We start from the raw sequence: 22001 nt of genomic DNA on the forward strand, positions 1-22001 counted from the left end.
CCCAGGTAAACGCACCGTTACGACTTGCCCCGGCCCCACCAAAAGGTCTTGTGCACTGACCTTTTATCCAATCACCATCTCATCCAACCGTCACACCCATTATGTTTCAGACAGCGATCGGCTGTTTCCGGCCGGTCTGGGAGGCTCTCCCGTGGCGATCCCCGAACCGAACCACACCGACACCGTCGATTTCAACGGCTGGTCCACCTGGTACCGGATCACCGGCGAACCCGGCAGGACACCCCTGGTCGTCCTGCACGGCGGACCCGGCGCCGGCCACCACTACACCCTCAGCATCGCGGGCATCTCCCGGCAGGGACGCCCCGTGATCCACTACGACCAGCTCGGCACCGGAGCGTCCACGCATCTGCCGGACAAGGGCGCGGACTTCTGGACCGTCCAGCTCTTCCTCGACGAACTCGACAACCTCCTCAAGGAGTTGGGGATCGCAGGGGCCTACCACGTGCTCGGCCAGTCCTGGGGCGGCATGCTCGCCGCCGAGCACGCCGTACGCCGCCCTCCCGGGCTGCGCGGGCTGGTCATCGCCAACTCCCCCGCCTCCATGGAGCTGTGGCTGCGGGCGGCGGCCGAACTGCGCGCCGAGCTGCCCCCTGAGGTCCAGCACACCCTGCACGCCCATGAGACGGCCGGGACCACCGACCACCCCGACTACCGGGCCGCCGAGCAGGTCTTCAACGAACGGCATGTGTGCCGTCTCGTGCCCAACCCGCCGGAAGTACTGGCCACTTGGGACAACATCGCGGCCGATCCGACCGTGTACCACACGATGAACGGCCCTAACGAGTTCCATGTCGTCGGCACGCTGAAGGACTGGTCGGTCATCGACCGGCTGCATCAGATCGAGGTGCCGACCCTGTTGGTGTCCGGTCGCTTCGACGAGGCCACTCCCGAGACCCTGCGTCCCTTCGCCGACCACATCCCCGATGTGCGCTGGCACATGTTCGAGCGCTCCAGCCATATGCCGCACGTCGAGGAGGAGGAGCTCTACCTCCGGGTCGTGGGCTCGTTCCTCGACTCCACCGACTGAGAGTCCACCGACTCAGACGCCAGAGACTGATCCCCCGACGGGAGTTCCTCACCATGTCCCGCAGATCGAGACGGGCCGCCCTCGCCGCCGCCACCGTCGCCCTCACCCTCACCGCCGCCGCCTGTTCGTCCTCCGGCGACGAATCGTCCTCCGGCCCGACCGCGTCCTCCTCCGGCGCGGGTTCGGCCGCCTTCCAGCCGCAGCACAAGGGCGGCACCCTGCAACTGGTCGCGCACGCGGCTGCGGGCAGCTTCGACCCTCAGGTCAACTACACACTTCAGTACTGGCAGTTGTTCCAGTCGATGTACGACGGACTGCTCTCCTTCAAGAAGGTCGGCGGGCAGCAGTCGTTCACCGTCGTACCGGACCTGGCCGCGGCCATGCCCAAGGTGACCAACGGCGGCAAGACGTACACCTTCACCCTCCGCAAGGGCATCACCTTCTCCAACGGCAAGGCACTGACCACCGACGACGTGGTGGCGTCCTTCCAGCGCATCTTCAAGGTGTCGAGCCCCACCGCGGGCACCTTCTACAACGGCATCGTCGGCGCGGACGCCTGCCTGAAGACGCCGGCCTCCTGCACCCTGGACAAGGGCGTGGTCGGCGACGCGAAGACGAACACGGTCACCGTCAACCTCACGGCGGCGGACCCCGAGTTCCCGTACAAGCTGGCCGTCCCGCACGCCAGCGTCGTACCGAAGGACTCTCCGGCGAAGGACGCCGGCACAAAGCCGCTGCCGACGACCGGCCCGTACATGGCCGCCTCCTACGACCCGAACCGGGCGCTGAAGCTGGTGCGCAACCCGCACTTCAAGGAGTGGTCGCGGGAGGCGGAGCCGCAGGGCTACCCCGACGCCATCGACTACACCTTCGGCCAGACGGTCGAGTCCGAGGTCACCGCCGTCGAGAACGGCCAGGCGGACTGGATGTACGACCCGCCGCCCGCCGACCGGCTCAACGAGATCGGCACCAAGTACGCCTCCCGGGCGCATGTGAACCCGCTGACCGCGTTCTGGTACGCGACGCTGAACGTCAACATGGCACCGTTCAACAACAAGCTGGCGCGCCAGGCGATCAACTGGGCCGTCGACCGGTCCGCCGTGGTGCGGCTGTACGGCGGCACGAACCTCGCCTCCCCCGCCTGCACGGTCCTGCCGCCGGGCTTCCCCGGGCACGTCGACTCCTGCGACTACACCAAGGGCGGCGGAAAGACCTGGACGGCAGCGGACCTCGCCAAGGCCAAGGAGCTGGTGAAGCAGTCCGGCACGGCGGGGCAGGAGGTCGGGATCGTCGTCCAGGACGACGACGTCAACAAGTCCATCGGACAGTACCTGCAGAGCCTGCTGACCCAGCTCGGCTACAAGGCGACGCTCAAGCCCCTGTCGGGGAACATCCAGTTCACCTACATCCAGAACACCAAGAACAAGGTGCAGTTGGCGCTGACGTCCTGGTACCAGGACTATCCGGCGGCCTCGGACTTCCTCAACGTGCTGCTGTCCTGCGCCAGTTACCACCCGGGCAGCGATTCCAGCATCAACATCTCCGGGTTCTGCGACAAGGGCATCGACGCGAAGATGCAGACGGCGCTGAAGACCGCGCAGACCGACCAGAAGAGCGCGGACCAGCAGTGGGGCGCGATCGACCAGGCGGTGATGGCCGAGTCTCCGGTGGTCCCGCTGATCAACCCGAAGATCATCGACTTCACGTCGACCCGGGTCGGCAACTACCAGTTCAGCAAGCAGTTCTACATGCTGGTCGGGCAGCTGTGGGTGAAGTGAACCTGTCCCCCTCGGCAGGGGTCCGGCGCTCGCCGGGCCCCTGGCGGACGGCCGCCGCCGACCTGTCCCGCAACAGGCCGGCGCTGGCCGCTGCCGTGGTCCTGCTGATCGTCATCGCGGCGGCCCTGTGCGCGCCGCTGTACGCGGACCACATCGCGCACACCGACCCCTTCCAGTCCCATGTCTCCGGCACCACGGTCGTCGGCGGGAAGACGGTGCCGGTGCTCACCCCGAGCAGCACAGGCCTCGGTCTCGGCGTCACCCCGATCGGCCCGACCTGGGACCCCGCCCACTACTTCCTCGGCGCCGACAACCAGGGCCGCGACGTCATGGCCCGACTGCTGTACGGCGGCCGGACCAGTCTGTTCATCGGCTTCACGGCGGCCCTGCTCACCTGTGGCCTCGGTACGGCCGTCGGGGTCGTCGCCGGGTACACGGGCGGGGTCGTGGACGCCGTCATCTCGCGGATCCTGGACGTGATCTGGGCGTTCCCGGTGTATCTGCTGGCGATCTGTCTGTCGGTCGTGCTGCTCACCGACGGACTGCGGCTGGGCCCCCTCACCGTGGACGCCGGAAGCCTCTGGCTGCCGATCGTGATCATCGCGGCGATCTACGTCCCGTACGTCGCCCGCCCGTTGCGCGGCCAGGTGCTGGTGCTGCGCGAGAAGGAGTTCATCCAGGCCGCCGTCGGCTCCGGAGCGCCCACGCTGCGCGTCCTGCGCCGCGAGGTGCTGCCCAACGTCCTGCCGACGGCGCTGGTCTTCGTGCCGCTGATGACCGCGCTCGCCATGCTCACGGAGTCCGCCCTGTCCTTCCTCTCGGTCGGTGTGCAGCCGCCGGACGCCAGCTGGGGCACGATCATCGAGGACGGTCTGGGGCTGCTCTACACCCGCCCGGCCGTGACGATCGCCCCCGGACTGCTGATCGCCCTGACCACCGCCGCGCTCAACGTCCTGGGCGACGGGGTGCGCGACGCGCTCGACCCGGGCGCCCGGCTGCGCGGAGGGGTGTGAGGTAAGCGTGCTCTCTTTCGCGCTCAAGCGCTTCGCGTCCGCCCTGCTGGTGATGTTCGCGATCAGTGTGCTGGTGTTCCTGATCTTCTTCGCCACCCCGGGCGTCGATCCGGCGGCCCGGATCGCCGGCCGCAACGCCGACCCGGCCACGCTGGCCCAGGTACGGCACTCCTTCGGCCTGGACCGGCCGCTGCCCGTCCGCTATCTGCTGATGATGCGTCACCTGCTGGTCGACCGCGACCTGGAGTCGTTCGTCAACCGCGGCTCCAAGGTGATCCCGCAGATCGTGCAGGCGACCCCGGTGACCCTGTCGCTCGTCGTCGGCGCGGCCCTGATCTGGATGACGGCCGGCATCATCATGGGCACGGCCGCAGCGACCCTGCGCGGCCGGGCCGCCGACCCGCTGATCATGCTGGTCGGCGTGGTCGGGGTGTCGCTGCCCGCGTACTGGCTCGGCGAGGTCGTCAACCTGATCACGCAGAAGCAGCTGCACGACTCGGTGTTCTCCTGGGTGCCGCCGCCCGGATACGTCTCCCTCGGCCACGACCCGGGCGGCTGGGCGCTGCACCTGCTCTTCCCCTGGCTCACCCTGGCCCTGCTGTACGCCGGGATCTACGCCCGGCTGCTGCGCGGCGAGGTCGTCACCGCGCTGGGCGAGGACTATGTGCGCACCGCGCGCGCCAAGGGCCTGTCCGAGCGGCGGATCCTGATCCGGCACGCCCTGCGCTGCTCGCTCATCCCGATCGTGTCCCTGTTCGGCCTGGACTTCGGGGCCCTGGTCGGCGGTGCCGCCCTGCTCACCGAGGTGGTCTTCGGCCTCCCCGGCATCGGCAAGCTCACCTTCGACGCGCTGCAGAACCTGGACCTGCCCGTGATCATGGGCACCGTCCTGTACGCCGCGTTCTTCGTGGTCCTCGCCAACGCCCTGGTGGACATCCTGTACGCGCGACTCGACCCGAGGGCCCGCCATGCCTGAACCTCTTTTGGACGTACGAGACCTGCGGGTCTCCTTCCGCACCCGCACCGGAAGGGTCACCGCCGTCGACGGCCTCTCCCTCTCCGTGGCGCCGGGCGAAGTCCTGGGCGTCGTAGGGGAGTCGGGCTCCGGCAAGAGCGTGTCGATGCTGGCGGTGCTGCGGCTGCTGACCAACCCGAATGTGCTCGTGTCGGGCGAAGTCCGCTTCCGTGGCCGGGACTTGCTCACGCTCCCGGACAAGGAGATGCGGGCCGTACGGGGCCGGGAGATCGCCATGGTCTTCCAGGACCCGATGACCGCGCTGACCCCGGTGTACACGGTGGGCTGGCAGATCGCCGAGCAGATCCGGGCGCACGAGCGGGTCTCCCGCAAGGAGGCGAACTCCCGTGCCGTACAACTCCTGTCGGACGTCGGCATCCCGGACGCGACCGCCAGGGCCAGGGCCTACCCGCACGAGTTCTCCGGCGGCATGCGCCAGCGCGCGGTGATCGCGATGGCCCTGTCCTGCTCCCCGGCGCTGCTGATCGCCGACGAACCGACCACCGCCCTCGACGTGACCGTGCAGGCGCAGATCCTCGACCTGATGCGGGAGCTCAACGCGCGCGGCTCGGCCATGGTGCTGATCACTCACGACATGGGCGTGGTCTCCGAGATCGCCGACCGGGTCCTGGTCATGTACGGCGGCCGGGTCGCCGAGGAGGGCCCGCGCCGCGCGGTGTTCCACGGCCCGCGGCACCCGTACACCTGGGGGCTGCTCGACTCGGTGCCCCGGGTGGGCGGCGCCCGGCTGCGGCGGCTGCCGACCATCGCGGGCATGCCCGTCGCACCGGGCGACCTGCCCCCGGGGTGCGCGTTCGCACCGCGCTGCCGGCTGCGGCACGACCGGTGCGAGGAGTTGCCCCGCCTGACCGCGGGTCGGGCCGGGGACGGGCACCGCGACGCCTGCTGGCTGGCGCCCGACGACCGGGCGGCACTGCGGAAGTCGGCACAGCAGACGGAGGTGGCATCGTGACCACGCACGACCTCAAGGCGGTGGAGAAGCCGGCCGTGCCCCGCGACGACGTCCTGCTGCGAGCCACCGACGTCACCAAGCACTACACGCTGCGCCCGGACGGGTTCGCCCGGCACCGCAGGGTCCTGCGTGCCGTGGACGGCGTCTCGTTGGAGGTCCGCGCCGGTGAAACGCTGGGCGTGGTCGGCGAGTCGGGCTGCGGCAAGTCCACGCTCGGCCGCTGTCTCGTCCGGCTCACCGAACTCACCGGCGGCCGGGTCGAGTTCGACGGCCGGGACATCAGCACCCTGTCGGCCCGCAGGCTGCGGCCGGTCCGGCCGGGCATGCAACTGGTCTTCCAGGACCCGCACGCCTCGCTCAACCCCCGCCGCCGCGCCGGGGAGATCGTGGCCGAGCCGCTGCTCATCCACCGGTACGGGAACGCGGCGGCGGTCCGGCGGCGGGTCGCCGAGCTGTTCGACGTGGTCGGCCTGGCGGCGGCGCACCTGGACCGCTACCCGCACGAGTTCTCCGGCGGCCAGCGCCAGCGCATCGGCATCGCCCGCGCCCTGGCCACCGCACCGAAGCTGATCGTCGCCGACGAACCGGTGTCCGCGCTGGACGTGTCGATCCAGGCACAGGTCCTGAACCTGTTCGCCGACCTCCAGGACGAGTTCGCGCTCACCTATGTCTTCATCGCCCACGACCTCGGTGTGGTCCGCCATGTCTCGGACCGGATCGCCGTGATGTACCTGGGCGAGATCGTCGAACTCGCCGAGACGGAGGCCCTGTACGGCGCCCCCTCCCACCCCTACACCCAGGCCCTGCTCTCCGCCGTCCCCGACCTCGACGACGGGAGCGCGCCGACACCGGCCCGGGAACGTGTCGTCCTCACCGGTGAGGTGCCGAGCCCGGCGGACAAGCCGACGGGCTGCCCGTTCCGCACCCGGTGCCCGTACGCGCGGGAGCGCTGCGCGCTGGAACGGCCCCCGCTCACCGAGACGGCCCCCGGCCGCTGGACGGCCTGCCACTACCCGCTGGCAGCAGAGCCGCTCAGTGTCCTCGGAACGCCTCCTCCAGCCACCACGCCCCCCGGTCCCTGACCACTTTGGCGTCGATGAGCAGCGGCGCGGCCCGTGGCCCGGCGAGCCACTCCCCGACGGCCCGGAGATCGGTCCGGGTACGCACGGTCACCGCCTCGAAGCCGTGGCCGCGGGCCAGGGCGGCGAGGTCCGTCGCCGGGAACTCGACGGTGTCCAGGGGATGTCCGTCGGGACCGAAGTGGTGCACCTCGGCGCCGTAGGCGTCGTCGTTGTACACGACGACGACCATCGGCAGTCCGAGCCGGCGCACGGTGTCGAACTCGGCGGCACCCATCAGCGCGCCGCCGTCGCCGAGGGCGGCCACCGGAAGCCGGTCGGGGCGGGCCAGCGCCGCGCCGATCGCGGTGGCGAGGCCCAGCCCGACCGACTGGAAGGCCTGGGTGAAGCACAGGCCGTTCTCGTCCGGCACCGACAGGTACATGATCGGGTAGCCCATGAAGTTGCCGGAGTCCACGCCGATCACCCGCTCCGTGGGCAGGAGGTCGTCGAGGGCGATGGTCAGGGTGCGCGGGTCGATGCGTCCGCCGCCGCTCGTGTCCTCGTAGGGGACATCCCGCAGGCGTACCCGGGCGGCGAGGGCCTCGGCGAGGTCGACGGTGCGCAGTCCCTCCCGCCGGCCGCCACCGGTTTCGAGGACCCGCCGCGCGGTGAGTTCGACGTCGCCGGTGACGCCCAGTCGGAGCGCCCGGTGCGCACCGAGGGCCGACGGGTCGTCGTCCACCTGCACCACGGCGGTGTCGGCGCCGATCAGGGCGCCGTGCCGGGTGGTCCACATGTTCAGGGCGCAGCCCCAGCCCACGACCACGTCCGCGGAGGCGACGATTTCGGCCGCGAGGGGTGCGGAGAAGCCGCCGGACACGTCGAGCGACCACGGGTTGCCGTGGAAGAGGCCGCGCGCGACGGCGGAGGTCGCCAGCAGTGCGCCGCAGTGGTCGGCGAGGGCCTCCAGGGCGTCCCTGGCCCCGGCCGAGCGTGCTCCCCGCCCCGCCACGAAGACCGGCCGCCGGGCCCCTTCGAGTAGCCGCGCCAGGGCGGTGACGTCGGCCGCCACCGGCTCGACCGGTACCCGCGCGGGAGGCGGCACCACCGCTGTCCGCGCGGCGTCGGGCACATCCAGGGTCTGGCCGGAGAGGGGCAGGTTGAGCAGCACGGTGCGCCGTTCGCGCACCGCGAGCCCTGCCGCCTCGACGGCCTGCGCCACCGCCTCCCCGGCCGAGGTGATCCGGGTCGGGACCGCGCCCACCGCGCGGGCCAGGGCGTCCTGGTCGATGCGGAAGTTGGAATGCGGCTCGGTCGCCTCGGCCGCCAGGACGAGCAGCGGGGTGCGGCTCTTGGCCGCCTCGGCGATCCCTGTCAGGGCGTTGGTCAGGCCGGGACCCTGGTGGACGCTCAGCGCGGCCACGGTTCCGCTCACGCGCGCGTAGGCGTCGGCCATCGTCGCCGCGCCGCCCTCGTGGCGCGCGGCGACGAAGCGCGAACCGGCGGCGACCATCGCGTTGGTGACATGGAAGTTGCCCGATCCGACCACCCCGAAGACCTGGCCGATCCCGGCCGCCGTCAGCGCCCGGCCGACCGCCTCCGCGACGTTCACGCGCGTTCCACCAGGGCGAGCACCCGCGCGGGCGCCCCGGAGCCGGTGACGATGGGCAGCGGTCCGGCGACGACGACGGCACCGGTGGGCGGCAGCCGGTCCAGGTTCCGCAGCTGGGTCAGCCCGTACTTGCCACTGCCCATGAGGTGGGAGTGGCAGGGGAAGGCCGGGTCGAAGCCGTGCGCGGCCCCGGCGTCCGTACCGACCGTCTCCACCCCGAGGCCGATCACGGGCGACTCCTCCGCCACCCAACGGGCGCACTCCGGGGACAGACCGGGGGTGTGCGGGCCGTTGTCGTCCGCGTTCAGGAACGCCTCCTGCGAGTGCCCGCGCGCGTCCCAGCCGGTGCGCAGCAGCAGCCAGCCGCCCTCGGGCAGCGGCCCGTGCCCGGCCTCCCATGCCTTGACGTGCTCTACCTCCACGAGGAAGTCGGGGTCTGCCCCGGCCTCGGCGGTGAAGTCCAGCACGGCGGCCGGCGCGACCAGCCGGCCCGCCGGCACGGACGCCACGTCGGCGAGGTCCTTCCCGGTGACCCAGTGGTTCGGCGCGTCGAAGTGGGTGCCGGTGTGCTCACCGCTGCGGAAGTTGTTCCAGTACCAGGCCGGTCCCCGGTCGTCGTAGCGGCTGATCTCCTCCAGTTCGAACACCGCCGTCTGCCCGAACGCGGGCGGCAGTTGGATCACCGGCGTCGACGACGACAACGGCGAGGTCAGATCGACCACTTCGATCGACCCGGCGCGCAACGCGGACACCAGCGCGGCAAGGACGGACGGCGTGGACATGGGACCTCCCGGGGAGGGAACACTCTGATGTGACAGTCCATCAGTGATCGGCACGCGGGAGTGGCATGGTACTCGCCAGAGGTTCGGCCGTGGTGACGGTGTGCGCGACCGGTGTGCTGGCCCTGGCCGGCTGTACGTCCGGGGAGGACGGAGGTACGGCGGAGCCGACACGGAGCACCACCGGCACGGCTGCCCCGGCTTCCCCGGCTTCTCCCTCTGCCTCCGCTACCGCTGCCGCGAGTCCGACGCCCGTGCCCGTCACCGGGCCGGGCCAGAAGCTGGTGACCATGACCGTCTCGGGAGGCTTCGCCGGGGTCCGCCAGGAGGTGGTCCTGCTGGGCGACAGTACCGTCCGCACCACCGAGGAGGACAAGGTCGAGGTGAGCCCCGCCACGAAGGCCGAGTTCACGGAGCTGCGGACGCTGCTCGGGGATCCGGCCCTGGAGGACGTCCCCGGGACCGCGATGAGCTCGGGGGCGGCCGACATGTTCCAGTACACGCTGCGCTTCGACGGCCGTACGGTCGTCACGGACCGCACCTCGGACGGGCCCGCGCTCGACCGGCTCATCGACGCGTTGAGCGAGTGGCTGCCGGGGCACTGACCGCACGTCACCCGCCCCAGATCCTGCGGTACGCCTCCTGGTAGCCCGACGGGTCCCAGGTGGTCGCCCCGTCGGTGTTGCCGGCCGTGGAGACATGGACGGGGGCCGCGTATCCGCTTGCGGAGCTGCCGGAGAAGGCGCGGTTGAACTCGTCGACGATCTGCCAGCCCTGCTGGGTCAGCGGCTCGGGCACGGTGGCGGACTGGTACTGCCCGCTGTTGACACGCTGGAAGGCGGAGGGGTCACCGTCACCCGCGCCGATGTTGTACGGCGGGCCCGAGCCCTTCTCGCCGGCCGCGCGGAAGGCGGGGGCGGCGTCGGCGAAGTACAGGTCGTTGATGGCGACGGAGTGGGTCCACCGGCTGCCGAAGCGGGAGAGGAGGGAGTCGACCTCGCGCGGGGTGCGGCTGCTCGCGTCCGGGATCGGGATGTTCTCGTACGCCAGGACGCGCACGCCGGAGCAGGTGGCCAGCTCCTTTCTGATCAGCTCGGACTTGGTGCGGGCGAAGGGGATCGAGGCGTCGGTGATGACCACGACCCCGGCATGTCCGCGCGAGTGCGCGATCACCCACTGGGCGCTGATCGCGGACACGTCCTGGACGCGGGTGGTGACGTTGCTGAAGAGTTCCGGGCGCCGGCTGGGCCCGGGAGCGGCGACCGCGTGCCAGCCGACGAGCGGGATGTTCTCCTGGTTGGCCCGGGTCACCTGCTGCGAGGTCGCGCCGGGGTCGAAGCCGCCGATGACGATGCCCGAGGGCTTGAGGGAGACCGCCTGGCTCATCGCCGCCTGGATGCCGGCGGGGGTGCCGCCGCCGTCGATCACCCGGACGTTCCAGCCGACGACCCGCGCGGCCTGCTGAACACCCTTCGCGGCGCCGGCGACACCGGGGTTGGTCATCGTCTGGGCGACGTAGACGAGGGTCTTGCCGGACACCGCGCGGGGGCCGATGGTCGGCCCGTCCCAGGGGGCGTCGGTGCGCTCCGCGTCGGCGACGGCCGTACGGGCGGCGGCGTAGACGGCGGGGCAGCCGCTCGGGCCGGTGGTCGACTCTCCCGACCCCTCCCGCGAGGATCCGCGTTCACAGCCGACGAGGACGGTCGCCGTCGCCAGCAGGGCGGCGGCGCAGCGCACGAGCCGAACGGGTCGGACGCCGGGGCGGACCCCGAGTCGGCCCCGGGGTCGGACCTCTTGGCGGGCAGCGCCGGGAAGGGCGGTACCCGGACGGGCGGTACCTGGACGGGCGGTGCGGTTGCCGTGCACGGGATCTCCTCGCGGGAGCAGGAGCGGGAGGACGGGCCGGTGGCAGTGGCCTGAGCGGGTGGCCTGGGCAGGTGGCCTGGGCAGATGGCGCGGGCGCGGAACGTGGTCGGCCCAGTCGGTCCACCGGTCGTTCGTCGGCGCGTCGTGCGGGCGGTGGGTCATGGCCCGCCCCCCTTCGGCGACCCCGGCGGCTGGGGATACTCCGATGACCCTGGCGCGTCGCGGGAGGCGCCGACGCCGCTGCGCAGTCGGCGGCGGGCGGCGTATCCGGCGAGGCCGACGGCGATGAGCAGGGTGCCGCCGTAGAAGAGCGGGACGGTCCAGAAGTCGGCGCCCATCTGGCCGATGCCGGTGAGGCCGACGGCGAGGACGGCCACGGCGACGACGGTGCCGAGGGCGTTGGGGCGGCCGGGTTTGATCGCCGTGGAGCCGAGGAGGGCGCCGACGAAGGCGGGCAGCAGGTAGTCGAGGCCGACGCTCGGGTTGCCGATCTGCTGCTGGGCCGCGAGCAGCACCCCGGCGAACCCGACGATCAGCCCGGACGCGGTGAACGCGTACACGGTGCAGGTGCGGGTCGGGATGCCGACGAGTTCGGCCGCGCGCGGGTTGGAGCCGACGACGTACAGGTACCGGCCGAGCGGCAGCCGCTCCAGCACCAGCCAGAGGACGGCGGCGAGCGCGAGGACGTAGAAGGCGGGTACCGGGAGGCCGAGGAACTTCGAGTCGTAGAGGTCGGTGAAGGCGTCCGGGAGGCCCTGTGGACCGGGGACGATCCGGCCGCCGTCGGTGACCCAGCCGGTGACGGCGTACATCATGCTGCCGGTGCCGAGGGTGGCGATGAAGGAGTCGATCCGGCCGAACTCCACGACCACGCCGTTGAGGACGCCCACGATCCCGCCGCCGACGACCACGACGACGCAGGCGAGCGGCCAGGGCCAGCCCTCCTCGACGATCAGTTGCAGCACCATGACGTGGGCCAGTCCGAGGCCGTAGCCGATGGAGAGGTCGAACGCCCCGGTCACGATGGGGACCATGGCGGCGAGCGCGAGGACGGCCGGGATGGACTGGGTGGACAGGATCGAGTCGACGGTGTCGAGCGTGGGGAAGGTGCGCGGCAGGGCGAGGGAGAAGACCAGGACGAGCAGGACGGTGAGGGCGGGCAGGCCGTAGGCGCCGACGAGATGGCCGCCCGGTCCGGGCCGACGGGCGGTCATGGCCGGGTACCGGTTCCGGACGGGGGCATGGCCGAGGCCGCCCGGGTGAGTTCGGCGGCCGTGAGGGCCTTACCGCCGAGCTCGGCCGTCACGGACCCGCGGACCAGGACCAGGGCGCGCCGGCACACGTCCGCCACCTCCTCGAAGTCGGTGGAGACGAGGAGGACGGCGAGGCCCTGGGCCAGTGCCTCGTCGAGGAGGCGGTGGATCGCGGCCTTGGCGCCGATGTCCACGCTGGCGGTCGGCTCCTCGAGGATCAGCAGGCGCGGGCCCGCCCGGAGCCATCGGCCGATCATGACTTTCTGCTGGTTCCCGCCGGACAGCACGGCGATGGGGGCCTCGCTGTCGCGCGGGCGCACCGCGAACCGGTCGATCAGGCCGGCGGCCTCGGCGCGTTCGCGGCGGGGGCGGATCCGGTGGAGCGCGGGGAGGCCGTCGGCCCGGGGGTTGGCGAGGAGGTTCTCGCGTACGGTCAGCTGGGGCAGGCAGCCTTCCCTGAGCCGGTCACCGGGGACGAGGCCGACGCCCAGTCCGACGGCGTCGGCGACCGTGCGGGGGCGGTAGGGCAGGCCGCCGAGCAGGGCCGTCCCGCCGTGGAGGGGCAGGGCGCCGGCGAGGGCGCGGCCCAGCTCCAGTTGCCCGGCGCCCGAGAGACCGACCAGGCCCAGGGCCTCGCCCGCCCTGAGTTCCAGGCTGACCGGACCCGCGCCCGTGGTGCGTACGCCGTCGAGGGCCAGGACTGCGGGTCCGGGGGCGGGGGCGGCGGCCGGGCGGCGGTCGGTGAGTTGCGCGCCGACGATGTCGTGCACCAGGCGGGCGGGGCTGTGGCCGGCGAGGGGGCCCCGGCTGACCAGACGGCCGTCGCGCAGGACGGCGAAGGTGTCGGCGACCTGGTACACCTCGTCGAGGCGGTGGCTCACGTAGAGGACGGCGTGGCCCCGGTCGCGCAGATCGTGCAGGACGCGGAAGAGCCGGGCGCTGTCGGCGGCCGGGAGGCGGGCGGTGGGCTCGTCGAGGACGATGAGCTTCGCGTCCTCCGCCAGGGCCCTGGCGATCGCGACGAGCGAGCGCTCGGCGGGGGCGAGCCGGGCGATCGGCGTGTCGGGGTCGAGGTGTCCGGCGACGGTCCTGAGCGCGTCGGCGCAGCGCCCGCGGGTGCGGCGCCAGGAGATCAGTCCGGCGCGGCGGCCGTACCCGGTGCTGAGAGCGATGTTCTCGGCGACCGTCATCCACTCCACGAGCCCGAGGTCCTGGTGGATGAAGGACATGGCGCGGGTGGCGGCATGGCTGCCGAGCGGATGCCCGGCCACCGTGATCCGCCCCTGGTCCGGGCGGTGGACACCGGCGAGCACCTTGATGAGCGTGGACTTTCCGGCGCCGTTGGGTCCGAGCAGGGCCAGGACGCTGCCGCCGTGGACGTCGAGGTCGACGCCGGCCAGCGCGACGGTGCCGCCGAACCGCTTGCCGAGCCCGCGGATGCGGACCACGGGTTCCGCCTCGAAGGGGGAAGCCGGAGACGGGCCGGGAGCGTCGCGCACGGGAGAAAAATTACATCAATTCCGACAATATGGGGCGCCGAGCCTCGGCGCACACGCCGTCTCACACACCGTCGAGCCCGCATTCGGCCCAGATGACCTTGCCCTCGGGCAGGTGCCGGGTACCCCAGGTGCGGGCCAGCTGTGCGACGAGGAACAGGCCGCGGCCACCCTCGTCGGTGGTGCCCGCCCGGCGCAGGTGCGGGGCGGAGTTGCCGGCGTCGGAGACCTCGCAGATCAGCGTGCGGTGGTGCAGCAGCCTGACCCGGATGGGCCCGGCGCCGTGCCGGATGGCGTTGGTGATCAGCTCGCTCAGGATCAGTTCGACGGCGAACGCGGCGTCGTCGAGCCCCCAGTCGGCGAGCCTGCGGAGGGCGGCGGCGCGGACCTCGCCGACCAGGGCGGGGTCGGGGGCGAGTTCCCAGGTGGCGATGCGGTCGGGGTCCAGGGCGTGGGTGCGGGCGACGAGCAGGGCGATGTCGTCGCACGGATGGGTGGGCGCCACGCTGTCGAGGATCGCCTGGCAGGTGTCCTCGGGGGTGCGCTCCGGGTGATGGGACAGGGCCTCGCGCAGCTGTTCGAGTACGGCGTCCACGTCGCGGTGCCGGTCCTCGATGAGTCCGTCGGTGTAGAGGACGAGTTGGCTGCCCTCCGGCAGATCGACCTCGACGGCGTCGAAGGGCAGCCCGCCGAGGCCGAGCGGGGGCCCGGCGGGCAGGTCGGGGTAGGTGACGCTGCCGTCGGGGTGGACCAGGGCGGGCGGGGGGTGCCCGGCGCGGGCCATGTGGCACCGCTGCGAGGTCGGGTCGTAGATGACGTACAGGCAGGTCGCGCCGATGATGCCGGCGCCCTCGCCGTCGGGGTCGTCCCGGTCCAGACGGCCCACGAGGTTGTCTAGGTGGCTGAGGACCTCCTCCGGCGGGAAGTCGAGCTCGGCGAAGCTGCGGGCGGCGGTGCGCAGCCGGCCCATGGTGGCGGCGGACAGCATGCCGTGCCCCACGACGTCGCCGACCAGCAGGCCGATCCGGGCGCCGGAGAGGGGGATGACGTCGTACCAGTCGCCGCCCACGTCGGACTCGGCGGGCAGATAGCGGTGGGCGACCTCTACGGCGTCCTGGTCGGGCAGCCCGTGCGGGAGGAGCCTGCGCTGCAGGGCCAGCACCATGGCGCGTTCCCGGGTGTAGCGGCGGGCGTTGTCGACGGACAGGGCGGCGCGGTGGGCGAGTTCCTGGGCCAGTGACCGGTCGTCGTCGCCGAAGGGGGCCGGGTCCTGGGCGCGGTAGAAGCTGGCGACGCCCAGGACGACACCGCGGGCGACCAGGGGTACGGCGATGAGGGAGTGGACGTGGGCCAGCAGCTGTTCGGTGTGCTCGGGGTCCTGGGCGAGCCAGCCCGCGGCGGCCTTCAGGTCCGGCTCCAGTTCCGCCCGGCCGCTGGTCAGACACCGCAGCTGGGGAGCGGTGGAGCCGAAGTCGATCCGCTTGCCGACCGGGGTGAACGGCAGACCGTCGCGGATGCCGTGGACGACCGTGCGGCGCAGGTCGCCGAGCGGGTCGTCGGCCTCCTCGCCGCGCATCACCGCGTCGGGCAGGTCGACCGTGACGAAGTCGGCCAGCCCGGGAACGGCGGTCTCGGCGAGTTCCTCGGCGGTACGCCGTACGTCCAGCGTGGTGCCGATACTGGCGCTGGCCTCGGACAACAGTTCCAGCCGGCGACGCGCGGCGACGGCGTAGGCCCCCACCTGGGACTCACCGAACAACACGAGCCGGCGGGACGAGGACGGCAGTTCCGGGGTTCCGGACCGGGAAAGACCGGCGGGCTCTGCGGGCTCCGGACGCTCCGCGATCTCACGGGGCTCCGTCGGCTCGTACGTCGTGGCGGCGACCAGCAGCCTGTCGGGTACGGCGTCGGCGGTGACCGCGCGCGTGGCGGCCGGTACGTCTCGGGGCCCGCGCCGGAGAGGCGAGGCGGTGGCGAGGCGCGCGAGCCGCGAAACGGCGGCGGCGACAGCATGGTCAGCGTGGTCCACGTGGTTCGTGGAGGTGCCGGGGAGTTCCTCGACCTGGTGCGGGACGATCAGGGGCGCCGCGGATGCGGGGCCGGGCAGCAGGACCTCGACGGCGAGGCCCTCCACCCCCGAGGCGCTGGTCATCGGGCGGCTGACCAGCGTGACCCGGCGCCCGTCGGGCAGGGACACGCCCATGGCGGCGCGCTGCGCGCGGGAGATCAGCTCGGCGGCCTTCTCCATGAGGACGGCCCGGTCGTCGGGGCGGAGATCCAGGGCCGGTTCGTCCACCGTGTTCCCACGGGCGAGCCCGGTCGCGGCGCCGGTACCGGTGGCCAGGTAGGCCCGCAGCAGGGCGCGTTCCCGTGCGGAGCTCTGCCGCAGCAGCCGTCGTTCCACGGCCCGCGCGGCTCTGCGGATCATGTCGCCCAGGGCCGGGTTCTCGGCGCTGCGCGGGTAGCCGAAGCACAGCACGCCCTCGATCCGTCCGCTGAGCGGATCGCGGACGGGCAGCGCCACGCAGGCGTTGGCCTGGGAGCGTTCGGCGAAGTGCTCGGCGCCGTAGACGCGGATGAGGTCGCGCTCCGCCAGGGCGAGCCCGATGCCGTTGGTGCCGGCGACCCGCTCGGCGAAGACGAAGCCCGGCACCCGCTGGATCGCGGGGAGGCTCCGGGCCAGCGACGCCTCGCCGAAGCGGCGCAGCAGGACCGTCCCGTTCGCGTCGGCGACGGAGATGTTGATCTGGCTGCCGGAGAACCGGGCCTGGAGCCGGTCGAGCACCGGCGCTGCGGCTCGCACGATCCGCCCGTCGGGGTCGAAGTCGTCGGTGAAGGGCAGATCGGACCCGTCGGGCGAAAGACCCAGGGACCGGCAGCGCTGCCACGAGTCCAGGATCGACGCCCGCACACCCGTCTCGACCGGCTCGCCCTGCAGGAACCGCTCGCGGAAACGAACGGGCCCCGAGTCGCCTGCCGTATGCCCCGTGGGCATCGGTTCCCTGCCGGACCGCACCACGCCTTGCCTCACTCACAGCTGCGATAAACCGCTTATCGTGAAGTAACTGACATTGACGAGGATACGGACATTAGTTGCGGCAGTCATGGCCGTCCGGCGCCTTCACGCCTGGTGACCGGGCCGGGGCCGGCCGTCACAGGACCGCGACGGGGGTAAGGGGCGAGCCCGTTCCGCCGGGAATGTTCAGGGGCGCCACGACGAGCATGAACGTGCGCCGGCCGGCCGCGGCGGTCGCGGCGGCGGCCAGGGCCAGCGGACGCCGAGGACGGTCATGTGGTGCAGGGTGGGTTCGGGGTTGTCGGGCCCTGACCTCCGCGGTCACCCGGTTCCAGGCCCCGCGGTCGGCCTGCTCCCAGCGCCCCCAGGTACGCACCGCGTCGAAGAGCGCGTCGAACTCCGGCCGGGAGACGACCGGACCGGCGGCGTCAGAGGTCATCCGCATGCACCGCTCCCACGATCGGGACTCCAGGTTGGCACACGCCCGGGGAGGCCGCCCCGCCGTCCCCTGGACCGGGCAGGTCGCCGGGCAGCCCGGGGCCGACGGCCTGTGCGCCGTGCTCCGGGACGGTCCGCTGATCAGCTACGCGGAGGGTGCGACCCGGACGTGGTCCGCGTCCGCGACCTGCTCCGGACAGCGGCCCGGGACTGGTGGGAGTGGCCATCGATGCATGGTGACGCTCTACGGGCCGACCCCGGCGCCCAGCGCGGCGATCACTCCGCCGTCGACCAGGATGTCCACCCCCGTGAGGAACGACGCCTCGTCGGAGAGCAGGAACGCGACCACGGCGGCGATCTCCTCCGGACGGCCCTCCCGGCCGAGCGGCGTCCGCTCGACCAGCGCCTTCATGGACGGGTGGTGCTCGGCCTCCTGCCGGCCCTGCGGTGTGCCGACGATCCCGGGCGACACCGAGCAGACCCGGCCGCCGAGGGGACCGACCCGCACCGCTTCACGCCGTACGAAACGCCGGACCCCGTGCTTGGCCCACGAGTAGGCCGGGCCCGGGTCCTCGGCGGACGGCCCCAGGGCGGCGCGGAACCGGTCGAAGAGGCGGGCGTCGAGCGGATCGTCCAGCGCCTCCTCCACCGGCGGGTTCGGCTCGGCCGGCGCGAAGTCCGCCGACATCGAGGCGAAGCACACCATCGCCGTGCCCCGGGTGACGAGCGGGCGGAGCGTCTCGGCCAGCAGGGCCGTGCCCACGAGGTCGACCGTGAGGATACGGCGCCAGTCGCCCATGGTGGGCGAGATCCCGGCGGCGTGGGCGACGGCCCGGAGCGTGCCGAGCCCGGAGATGTGCCGGGCGAGTCCGGTGAGCCCCTCGGCGTCGCTGATGTCCAGCTCGAAGGGTTCCACGACCGCTCCGCGCCCCGACAGTTCGCGCGCTGCGGCGGTCGCGCTCGCGCCGTCCCGGTCGACCAGCACCAGCCGGTCGACCGTGCCGGTCAGCCGGCGCGCGCACTCCAGTCCCATGCCCCGGCCGGCGCCGGTCACGACTCCCACAGCATCCATCCGCGCCTCCCCCTTCACCGCGGTTTCCTGCCCGTCGCCCAGTAGCGCTCCAGGACCGGCTGGAGCGTGCGGGTGACGAGTTCGATCCGTGGTCCGCCCGGGCCGTGGTGGAACGCCCAGTACGCGGTGCCGTCCGGCCGTACGCCGAGGGCCTCGGCCGCATGGCCGCGCCTCGCGAGTTCGGCGGAGTCGGCCGCCACGTCGTCGGACCAGTAGCCGAGGTGATGGATCCCCGAGTCGGCGGGCTGCCACAGGGTCCCGGGAACACCGGGGACGAGTTCGATCCGGGGCGTGGACATCGAGTACACGGACCTGAGGTCGACGAGGGCGTCACCACCGTCGGGGAGGACGACCCGCGCCTCTCCCCCGATCTCCTCGCACCACTCGTAGCCGAGCAGGGCCGACAGTTCGGCCGCCGCCGAGTCGACGTCGTCGACGACGAGACCGATGTGGAACTGATCCGCCGGATGCATCGGAAACCCCGTTCTCCTGAGCGAGAACAGCATTCTGACACTAGCCCCGGGGGGACACAATGGCGCGGGACCGGGCCCCGCCGGTGAGCACGGCCGTGACCACCTCGGTGCGGGACCGCAGCCCGGTACGGGCGAACAGCCGGGACAGCCGGTTGGCCACCGCGTCCTCACTGAGCCGCAGCACCCCGGCGATCCGGCGGTTGGTCAGCCCTTCGGCGATCAGGGTCCCGAGCAGCTCCTCGTTCTCGGTGGTGGCCTGCCGGCGTCCCGGGACGGCGATCCCGGCCGCACGCATGGCGGCCCTGGTGTGGAAGCGCGGCAGGGCGGCGCCGATCCCGCCGAACAGCTCGTACGCCTCGTTCAGCAGGGCTGCCGGGCCCGCGTCGGCGGTGGCGGCGGCGACGAGGGTCGTCGCGGTCTCGAAGGGCTGGCTGCGCGAGCGTGCCAGCTCCACGGCTTCCCGGAGGTGCTCCCGGGCGGCGCCGGGACTGTCCTGCCGCAGGACCCGGGCGGACGCGAGCAGATACCTCAGCCGGCTCCGTCCGCCGCCCGTCAGGCCGGAGATCCGCTCCAGGCGTGCCAGACAGGTCACCGCCTCACCCGTGCGTCCCGTCTCCGCGTGGATCTCGGCGAGGGAGGCCCACAGTTCGTCGAGGCCGACGACGTGTCCCCCGGTGTCCGCCGCCTCCAGGCCGCGCCGCAGGATCCGCTCGGCACCGGTCAGGTCGCCGAGGGTCCGCCGTACCTCCGCCGCGACGGCGTCCAGGGAGTACTCCCGGGGGCCCTCCCCGCTGTGGCGCACGCTGTCGACGAGACGGCGGGCGCTCGTGGGGCGGCCCCGGGCGAGGAGAACGGCCGCGGTCCGGGCGGGAATCACACAGCCGTCCGCCACGGGTGTACGGGTCTGGTTGTTCGCCAGCATCCAGCGGGCCGGCTCCAGCGCCTCGTCCCACCGGCCCTGGAGATGACGCCAGAGGAACAGGCTGCGCGGGGCCAGCGCGTCGGCCGTGATGCCCTGCGCGGTCAGCAGGGCCTCCGCGGTGTGCAGGTCCCGGGCGCTGAGCAGCTCGTCGAACATGGTGGTCGCCAGCGCGTGCACATGGTCGGCACCGAGGTACGACGCCTCCGTCAGGGCCAGTGAGGCTCTGAACAGCTCCGGCCGGCCCAGCGCCATTTCCGCCACGGCGCGGAAGTAGGAGGGCTTCACACCGGCGCGGACGTCGGTGGCCCACACGTGTTCCGTCCGGGCCAGCAGGTCCAGCGCCTCCTGCCACCTCTCCAGCTGGGACAGGGCCAGCGCCCGGCCGGTCACGGTGACCAGCGGGGGCAGCCCCAGTTCGTCCCACCACTGCGCCGTGGCCAGCCGGGTCAGCGCGCCCCAGTCCTCGTCGTTGCCCGTCGCCGCCGTGAAGACGTTGGCGGTGTCCTGGAGCGCCAACGGGCTGAGGACGTCCGCGAGGTTGCGCAGCATCGACTCGGCGATGGTCCGGGCGGTCCGGAAGTCCCCCACCTGGTAGGCGGCCTTGGCATACCGCTGGAGGGTCGACACCCGGTCGGCGGGCCGCTCGGTGAGGTTGCCCGCCGCCCGGCACCACCGGAGCAGCCCCCTGCCCCCGGAGTCGGGGTACCGCCATTTCGCGGCGGCCGTGAGGTCGGTGACCGCCCGGTCGCGGTCGACGAGGGCGCCGGCGTCCGCGATCCGGTCCGCCAGGTAGGCCACCGCCTCCGTCTCGTCGAGCAGGGCGACCCCCGGGGGACTTCCCGAGTACCTGGTGCCCGCCGCGTCCTGGTCCGCCCACAGCGCCTCGACCGCGGTGGCGGACAGCCGGCTGCGTTCCAGCGGTCCCAGCCGCTCCCGGACGGCATGCGCCGTCAGCGGAATGGCGAAAGTCCAGCCCCGTGCCGTGTCGCCGTCGGGCCCGGGCAGCTCTTCGACGACCTCCGCGTCGACCAGGTGACGGATCCCGTCGTCGACGGCGTCGGCGGACAGTCCGGTCGACCTGGCGATCAGTTCCGCGGCCGGCCGGCCGAGCGGCCACAGGATGCTCAGTGCCCCGGCCACCGCGCGACCCGGCTCGCCCAGCGCCTCCAGCGCCCTCAGGTAGCGGTCGCCGTCCGGCAGCACCGGTGTCGGCGTCCGCACTCCGACGAAGGCGTGGCCGTCGGCCACTCTGACCGCGCCCTGCCGGGTCCACTCGGTGAGCAGGGCGTCGACCGCCCCGGGTAAGCCGCGCGTCAGTTCGCGCACCCGGCGGGCCAGGCTGGTGTCAGGAGTCGCCTGTAACCGCCGTGCCACCAGGGCGGTGGTGTCCTCCGGCCCGGGACGGGACAGCACGACGGTGCGCGCCCACTCGGCACCGGCCAGCTGATCCACCGACCCGCCGGCAGTTCGCCCGCCGGTCTGCGCCGCCGAGGCCAGCAGCCGGACACCGGGCGGCACGCGCGCGAAGTCGGTCCCGTGGAGCACGGCCAGCGAACCGGCGTCGGCGTGCTGGAGGTCGTCCAGCGCCACGACCACGGGTGCGGACCGCTCCAGTGCGGCGCGCAGCAGTGCGGCCAGCACCGTCCCGTCGCGCTGCTCGGCCGCCCGCAGCGCCGCTGCGACCGCCTTCGCCGGCTGCTGCCGACCGGTGGCGGACCGGTGTTCCTCCAGGGCCATGACCAGCCGCAGCGCCAGTACGAGCGGCCGGTCGCCGTCCCCCGGAACGCATCCCACCGCAAGCACGGAGGTCCCCTCCGTACGCAGCCGTTCGGCCACCGCGCGCACCAACGCGGTGCGCCCGACTCCTCGTTCACCCCGCACGAGCAGCAGACGCGGCCCGCCGGGATCACTCAGCCGGCCGTGCACCTCGTCCAGTTCCCGCGCGCGGCCCACCAGGCAGTCGGTCGCGAGGTCGAGGCTCGCGGCCGTACCGCCGCGCACCGGCCAGGGACTTTCGGACGGAGCAGTCACTGTCCACCGCACTCTCTTCGACGACACCTTCCGGGCAGGCGGTGACGACCCCGGGGGCACCGAGCGTCCGACGTCCCGGCGTCCGGACCCTGTCGACCGACGCCGGCCATTATCGTCATTTCCGTAAGGTCGTTTCCGTAGGGTTGTTTCCGTCG

General features: G+C 72.7%; 16 protein-coding genes and 1 pseudogene. 7 read left to right on the plus strand and 10 right to left on the minus strand.

Annotated features, from left to right (window positions below):
* Positions 1 to 151 precede the first annotated feature (151 nt).
* The 6 genes from ACFPIH_RS25650 to ACFPIH_RS25675 are packed head-to-tail and all read left to right on the plus strand — an operon-like array spanning position 152 to position 6909.
* Entirely contained in the window at positions 152 to 1048 is an 897-nt protein-coding gene (locus ACFPIH_RS25650; RefSeq protein WP_381167217.1) for a proline iminopeptidase-family hydrolase, read from the plus strand.
* Between the two features lie 53 nt (positions 1049 to 1101).
* On the plus strand, positions 1102 to 2826 hold the full coding sequence (locus ACFPIH_RS25655; protein ID WP_381167219.1) for an ABC transporter substrate-binding protein: 1725 nt from the start codon (positions 1102 to 1104) through the stop codon (positions 2824 to 2826).
* Positions 2823 to 3839, plus strand: coding sequence for an ABC transporter permease (locus ACFPIH_RS25660; protein ID WP_381167221.1), 1017 nt, complete (start codon positions 2823 to 2825; stop codon positions 3837 to 3839). Before ACFPIH_RS25655 ends, ACFPIH_RS25660 begins: the two co-directional genes overlap by 4 nt.
* Positions 3840 to 3846: 7 nt before the next feature.
* Positions 3847 to 4815: an ABC transporter permease gene (locus ACFPIH_RS25665; protein ID WP_381167223.1), complete on the plus strand. Its 969-nt coding sequence runs from the start codon at positions 3847 to 3849 to the stop codon at positions 4813 to 4815.
* A complete protein-coding gene (locus ACFPIH_RS25670; protein ID WP_381167225.1) occupies positions 4808 to 5827 on the plus strand; it encodes an ABC transporter ATP-binding protein in 1020 nt (339 codons plus the stop codon). The genes ACFPIH_RS25665 and ACFPIH_RS25670 overlap by 8 nt, the downstream gene beginning before the upstream one ends.
* The gene (locus ACFPIH_RS25675; protein ID WP_381167227.1) at positions 5824 to 6909 is read left to right on the plus strand and encodes an ABC transporter ATP-binding protein; all 1086 of its coding nucleotides are present in this window, start codon (positions 5824 to 5826) and stop codon (positions 6907 to 6909) included. Before ACFPIH_RS25670 ends, ACFPIH_RS25675 begins: the two co-directional genes overlap by 4 nt.
* Here the strand turns inward: ACFPIH_RS25675 and ACFPIH_RS25680 are convergent.
* Both ACFPIH_RS25680 and ACFPIH_RS25685 read right to left on the minus strand, forming a co-directional pair.
* Positions 6860 to 8500 (minus strand): thiamine pyrophosphate-binding protein, encoded by a 1641-nt coding sequence (locus tag ACFPIH_RS25680; RefSeq protein WP_381167229.1) that lies wholly within the window; start codon positions 8498 to 8500, stop codon positions 6860 to 6862. The two genes, ACFPIH_RS25675 and ACFPIH_RS25680, sit on opposite strands and share 50 nt — an antisense overlap.
* Positions 8497 to 9282 (minus strand): cyclase family protein, encoded by a 786-nt coding sequence (locus tag ACFPIH_RS25685; RefSeq protein ID WP_381167231.1) that lies wholly within the window; start codon positions 9280 to 9282, stop codon positions 8497 to 8499. The genes ACFPIH_RS25680 and ACFPIH_RS25685 overlap by 4 nt, the downstream gene beginning before the upstream one ends.
* 65 nt (positions 9283 to 9347) lie before the next feature.
* On the opposite strand from ACFPIH_RS25685, the gene ACFPIH_RS25690 reads away from it, so the two are divergent.
* Entirely contained in the window at positions 9348 to 9884 is a 537-nt protein-coding gene (locus tag ACFPIH_RS25690) for a hypothetical protein (RefSeq protein WP_381167233.1), read from the plus strand.
* 7 nt (positions 9885 to 9891) lie between these two features.
* On the opposite strand, the gene ACFPIH_RS25695 is transcribed toward ACFPIH_RS25690, so the two are convergent.
* The 8 genes and pseudogenes from ACFPIH_RS25695 to ACFPIH_RS25730 all read right to left on the minus strand — a co-directional run bounded on the left by ACFPIH_RS25695 (position 9892) and on the right by ACFPIH_RS25730 (position 21846).
* Complete coding sequence (locus ACFPIH_RS25695) at positions 9892 to 11307, minus strand: substrate-binding domain-containing protein (RefSeq protein WP_381167235.1); 1416 nt, start codon at positions 11305 to 11307, stop codon at positions 9892 to 9894.
* The gene (locus tag ACFPIH_RS25700; RefSeq protein ID WP_381167237.1) at positions 11304 to 12359 is read right to left on the minus strand and encodes an ABC transporter permease; all 1056 of its coding nucleotides are present in this window, start codon (positions 12357 to 12359) and stop codon (positions 11304 to 11306) included. Before ACFPIH_RS25700 ends, ACFPIH_RS25695 begins: the two co-directional genes overlap by 4 nt.
* Positions 12356 to 13897, minus strand: coding sequence for a sugar ABC transporter ATP-binding protein (locus tag ACFPIH_RS25705; protein ID WP_381167239.1), 1542 nt, complete (start codon positions 13895 to 13897; stop codon positions 12356 to 12358). The genes ACFPIH_RS25700 and ACFPIH_RS25705 overlap by 4 nt, the downstream gene beginning before the upstream one ends.
* 61 nt (positions 13898 to 13958) lie before the next feature.
* Entirely contained in the window at positions 13959 to 16889 is a 2931-nt protein-coding gene (locus ACFPIH_RS25710; protein ID WP_381167241.1) for a SpoIIE family protein phosphatase, read from the minus strand.
* Between the two features lie 157 nt (positions 16890 to 17046).
* A pseudogene (locus ACFPIH_RS25715) lies at positions 17047 to 17166 on the minus strand (cyclase family protein); the annotation flags it as partial.
* A gap of 426 nt (positions 17167 to 17592) precedes the next feature.
* Positions 17593 to 18420 (minus strand): SDR family oxidoreductase, encoded by an 828-nt coding sequence (locus ACFPIH_RS25720; protein WP_381167243.1) that lies wholly within the window; start codon positions 18418 to 18420, stop codon positions 17593 to 17595.
* A 14-nt stretch (positions 18421 to 18434) separates the two neighbouring features.
* Positions 18435 to 18893, minus strand: a complete 459-nt coding sequence (locus ACFPIH_RS25725) for a VOC family protein (RefSeq protein ID WP_381167245.1) — start codon at positions 18891 to 18893, stop codon at positions 18435 to 18437.
* A gap of 40 nt (positions 18894 to 18933) precedes the next feature.
* A complete protein-coding gene (locus ACFPIH_RS25730) occupies positions 18934 to 21846 on the minus strand; it encodes an AAA family ATPase (RefSeq protein ID WP_381167247.1) in 2913 nt (970 codons plus the stop codon).
* Between the last annotated feature and the right edge of the window lie 155 nt (positions 21847 to 22001).

The organism is Streptomyces vulcanius, assembly GCF_042653945.1.
Taxonomy (GTDB): Bacteria; Actinomycetota; Actinomycetes; order Streptomycetales; family Streptomycetaceae; genus Streptomyces; species Streptomyces mangrovi.

Excerpts from the sequence above, each read along its gene's own strand:
- ACFPIH_RS25720 (WP_381167243.1), bottom strand. The coding sequence starts at position 18,420 with ATGGATGCTGTGGGAGTCGTGACCGGCGCCGGCCGGGGCATGGGACTG.
- ACFPIH_RS25725 (WP_381167245.1), bottom strand. The coding sequence starts at position 18,893 with ATGCATCCGGCGGATCAGTTCCACATCGGTCTCGTCGTCGACGACGTC.
- ACFPIH_RS25670 (WP_381167225.1), top strand. The coding sequence starts at position 4,808 with ATGCCTGAACCTCTTTTGGACGTACGAGACCTGCGGGTCTCCTTCCGC.
- ACFPIH_RS25710 (WP_381167241.1), bottom strand. The coding sequence starts at position 16,889 with ATGCCCACGGGGCATACGGCAGGCGACTCGGGGCCCGTTCGTTTCCGC.
- ACFPIH_RS25695 (WP_381167235.1), bottom strand. The coding sequence starts at position 11,307 with ATGACCCACCGCCCGCACGACGCGCCGACGAACGACCGGTGGACCGAC.
- ACFPIH_RS25690 (WP_381167233.1), top strand. The coding sequence starts at position 9,348 with ATGGTACTCGCCAGAGGTTCGGCCGTGGTGACGGTGTGCGCGACCGGT.
- ACFPIH_RS25685 (WP_381167231.1), bottom strand. The coding sequence starts at position 9,282 with ATGTCCACGCCGTCCGTCCTTGCCGCGCTGGTGTCCGCGTTGCGCGCC.
- ACFPIH_RS25700 (WP_381167237.1), bottom strand. The coding sequence starts at position 12,359 with ATGACCGCCCGTCGGCCCGGACCGGGCGGCCATCTCGTCGGCGCCTAC.
- ACFPIH_RS25655 (WP_381167219.1), top strand. The coding sequence starts at position 1,102 with ATGTCCCGCAGATCGAGACGGGCCGCCCTCGCCGCCGCCACCGTCGCC.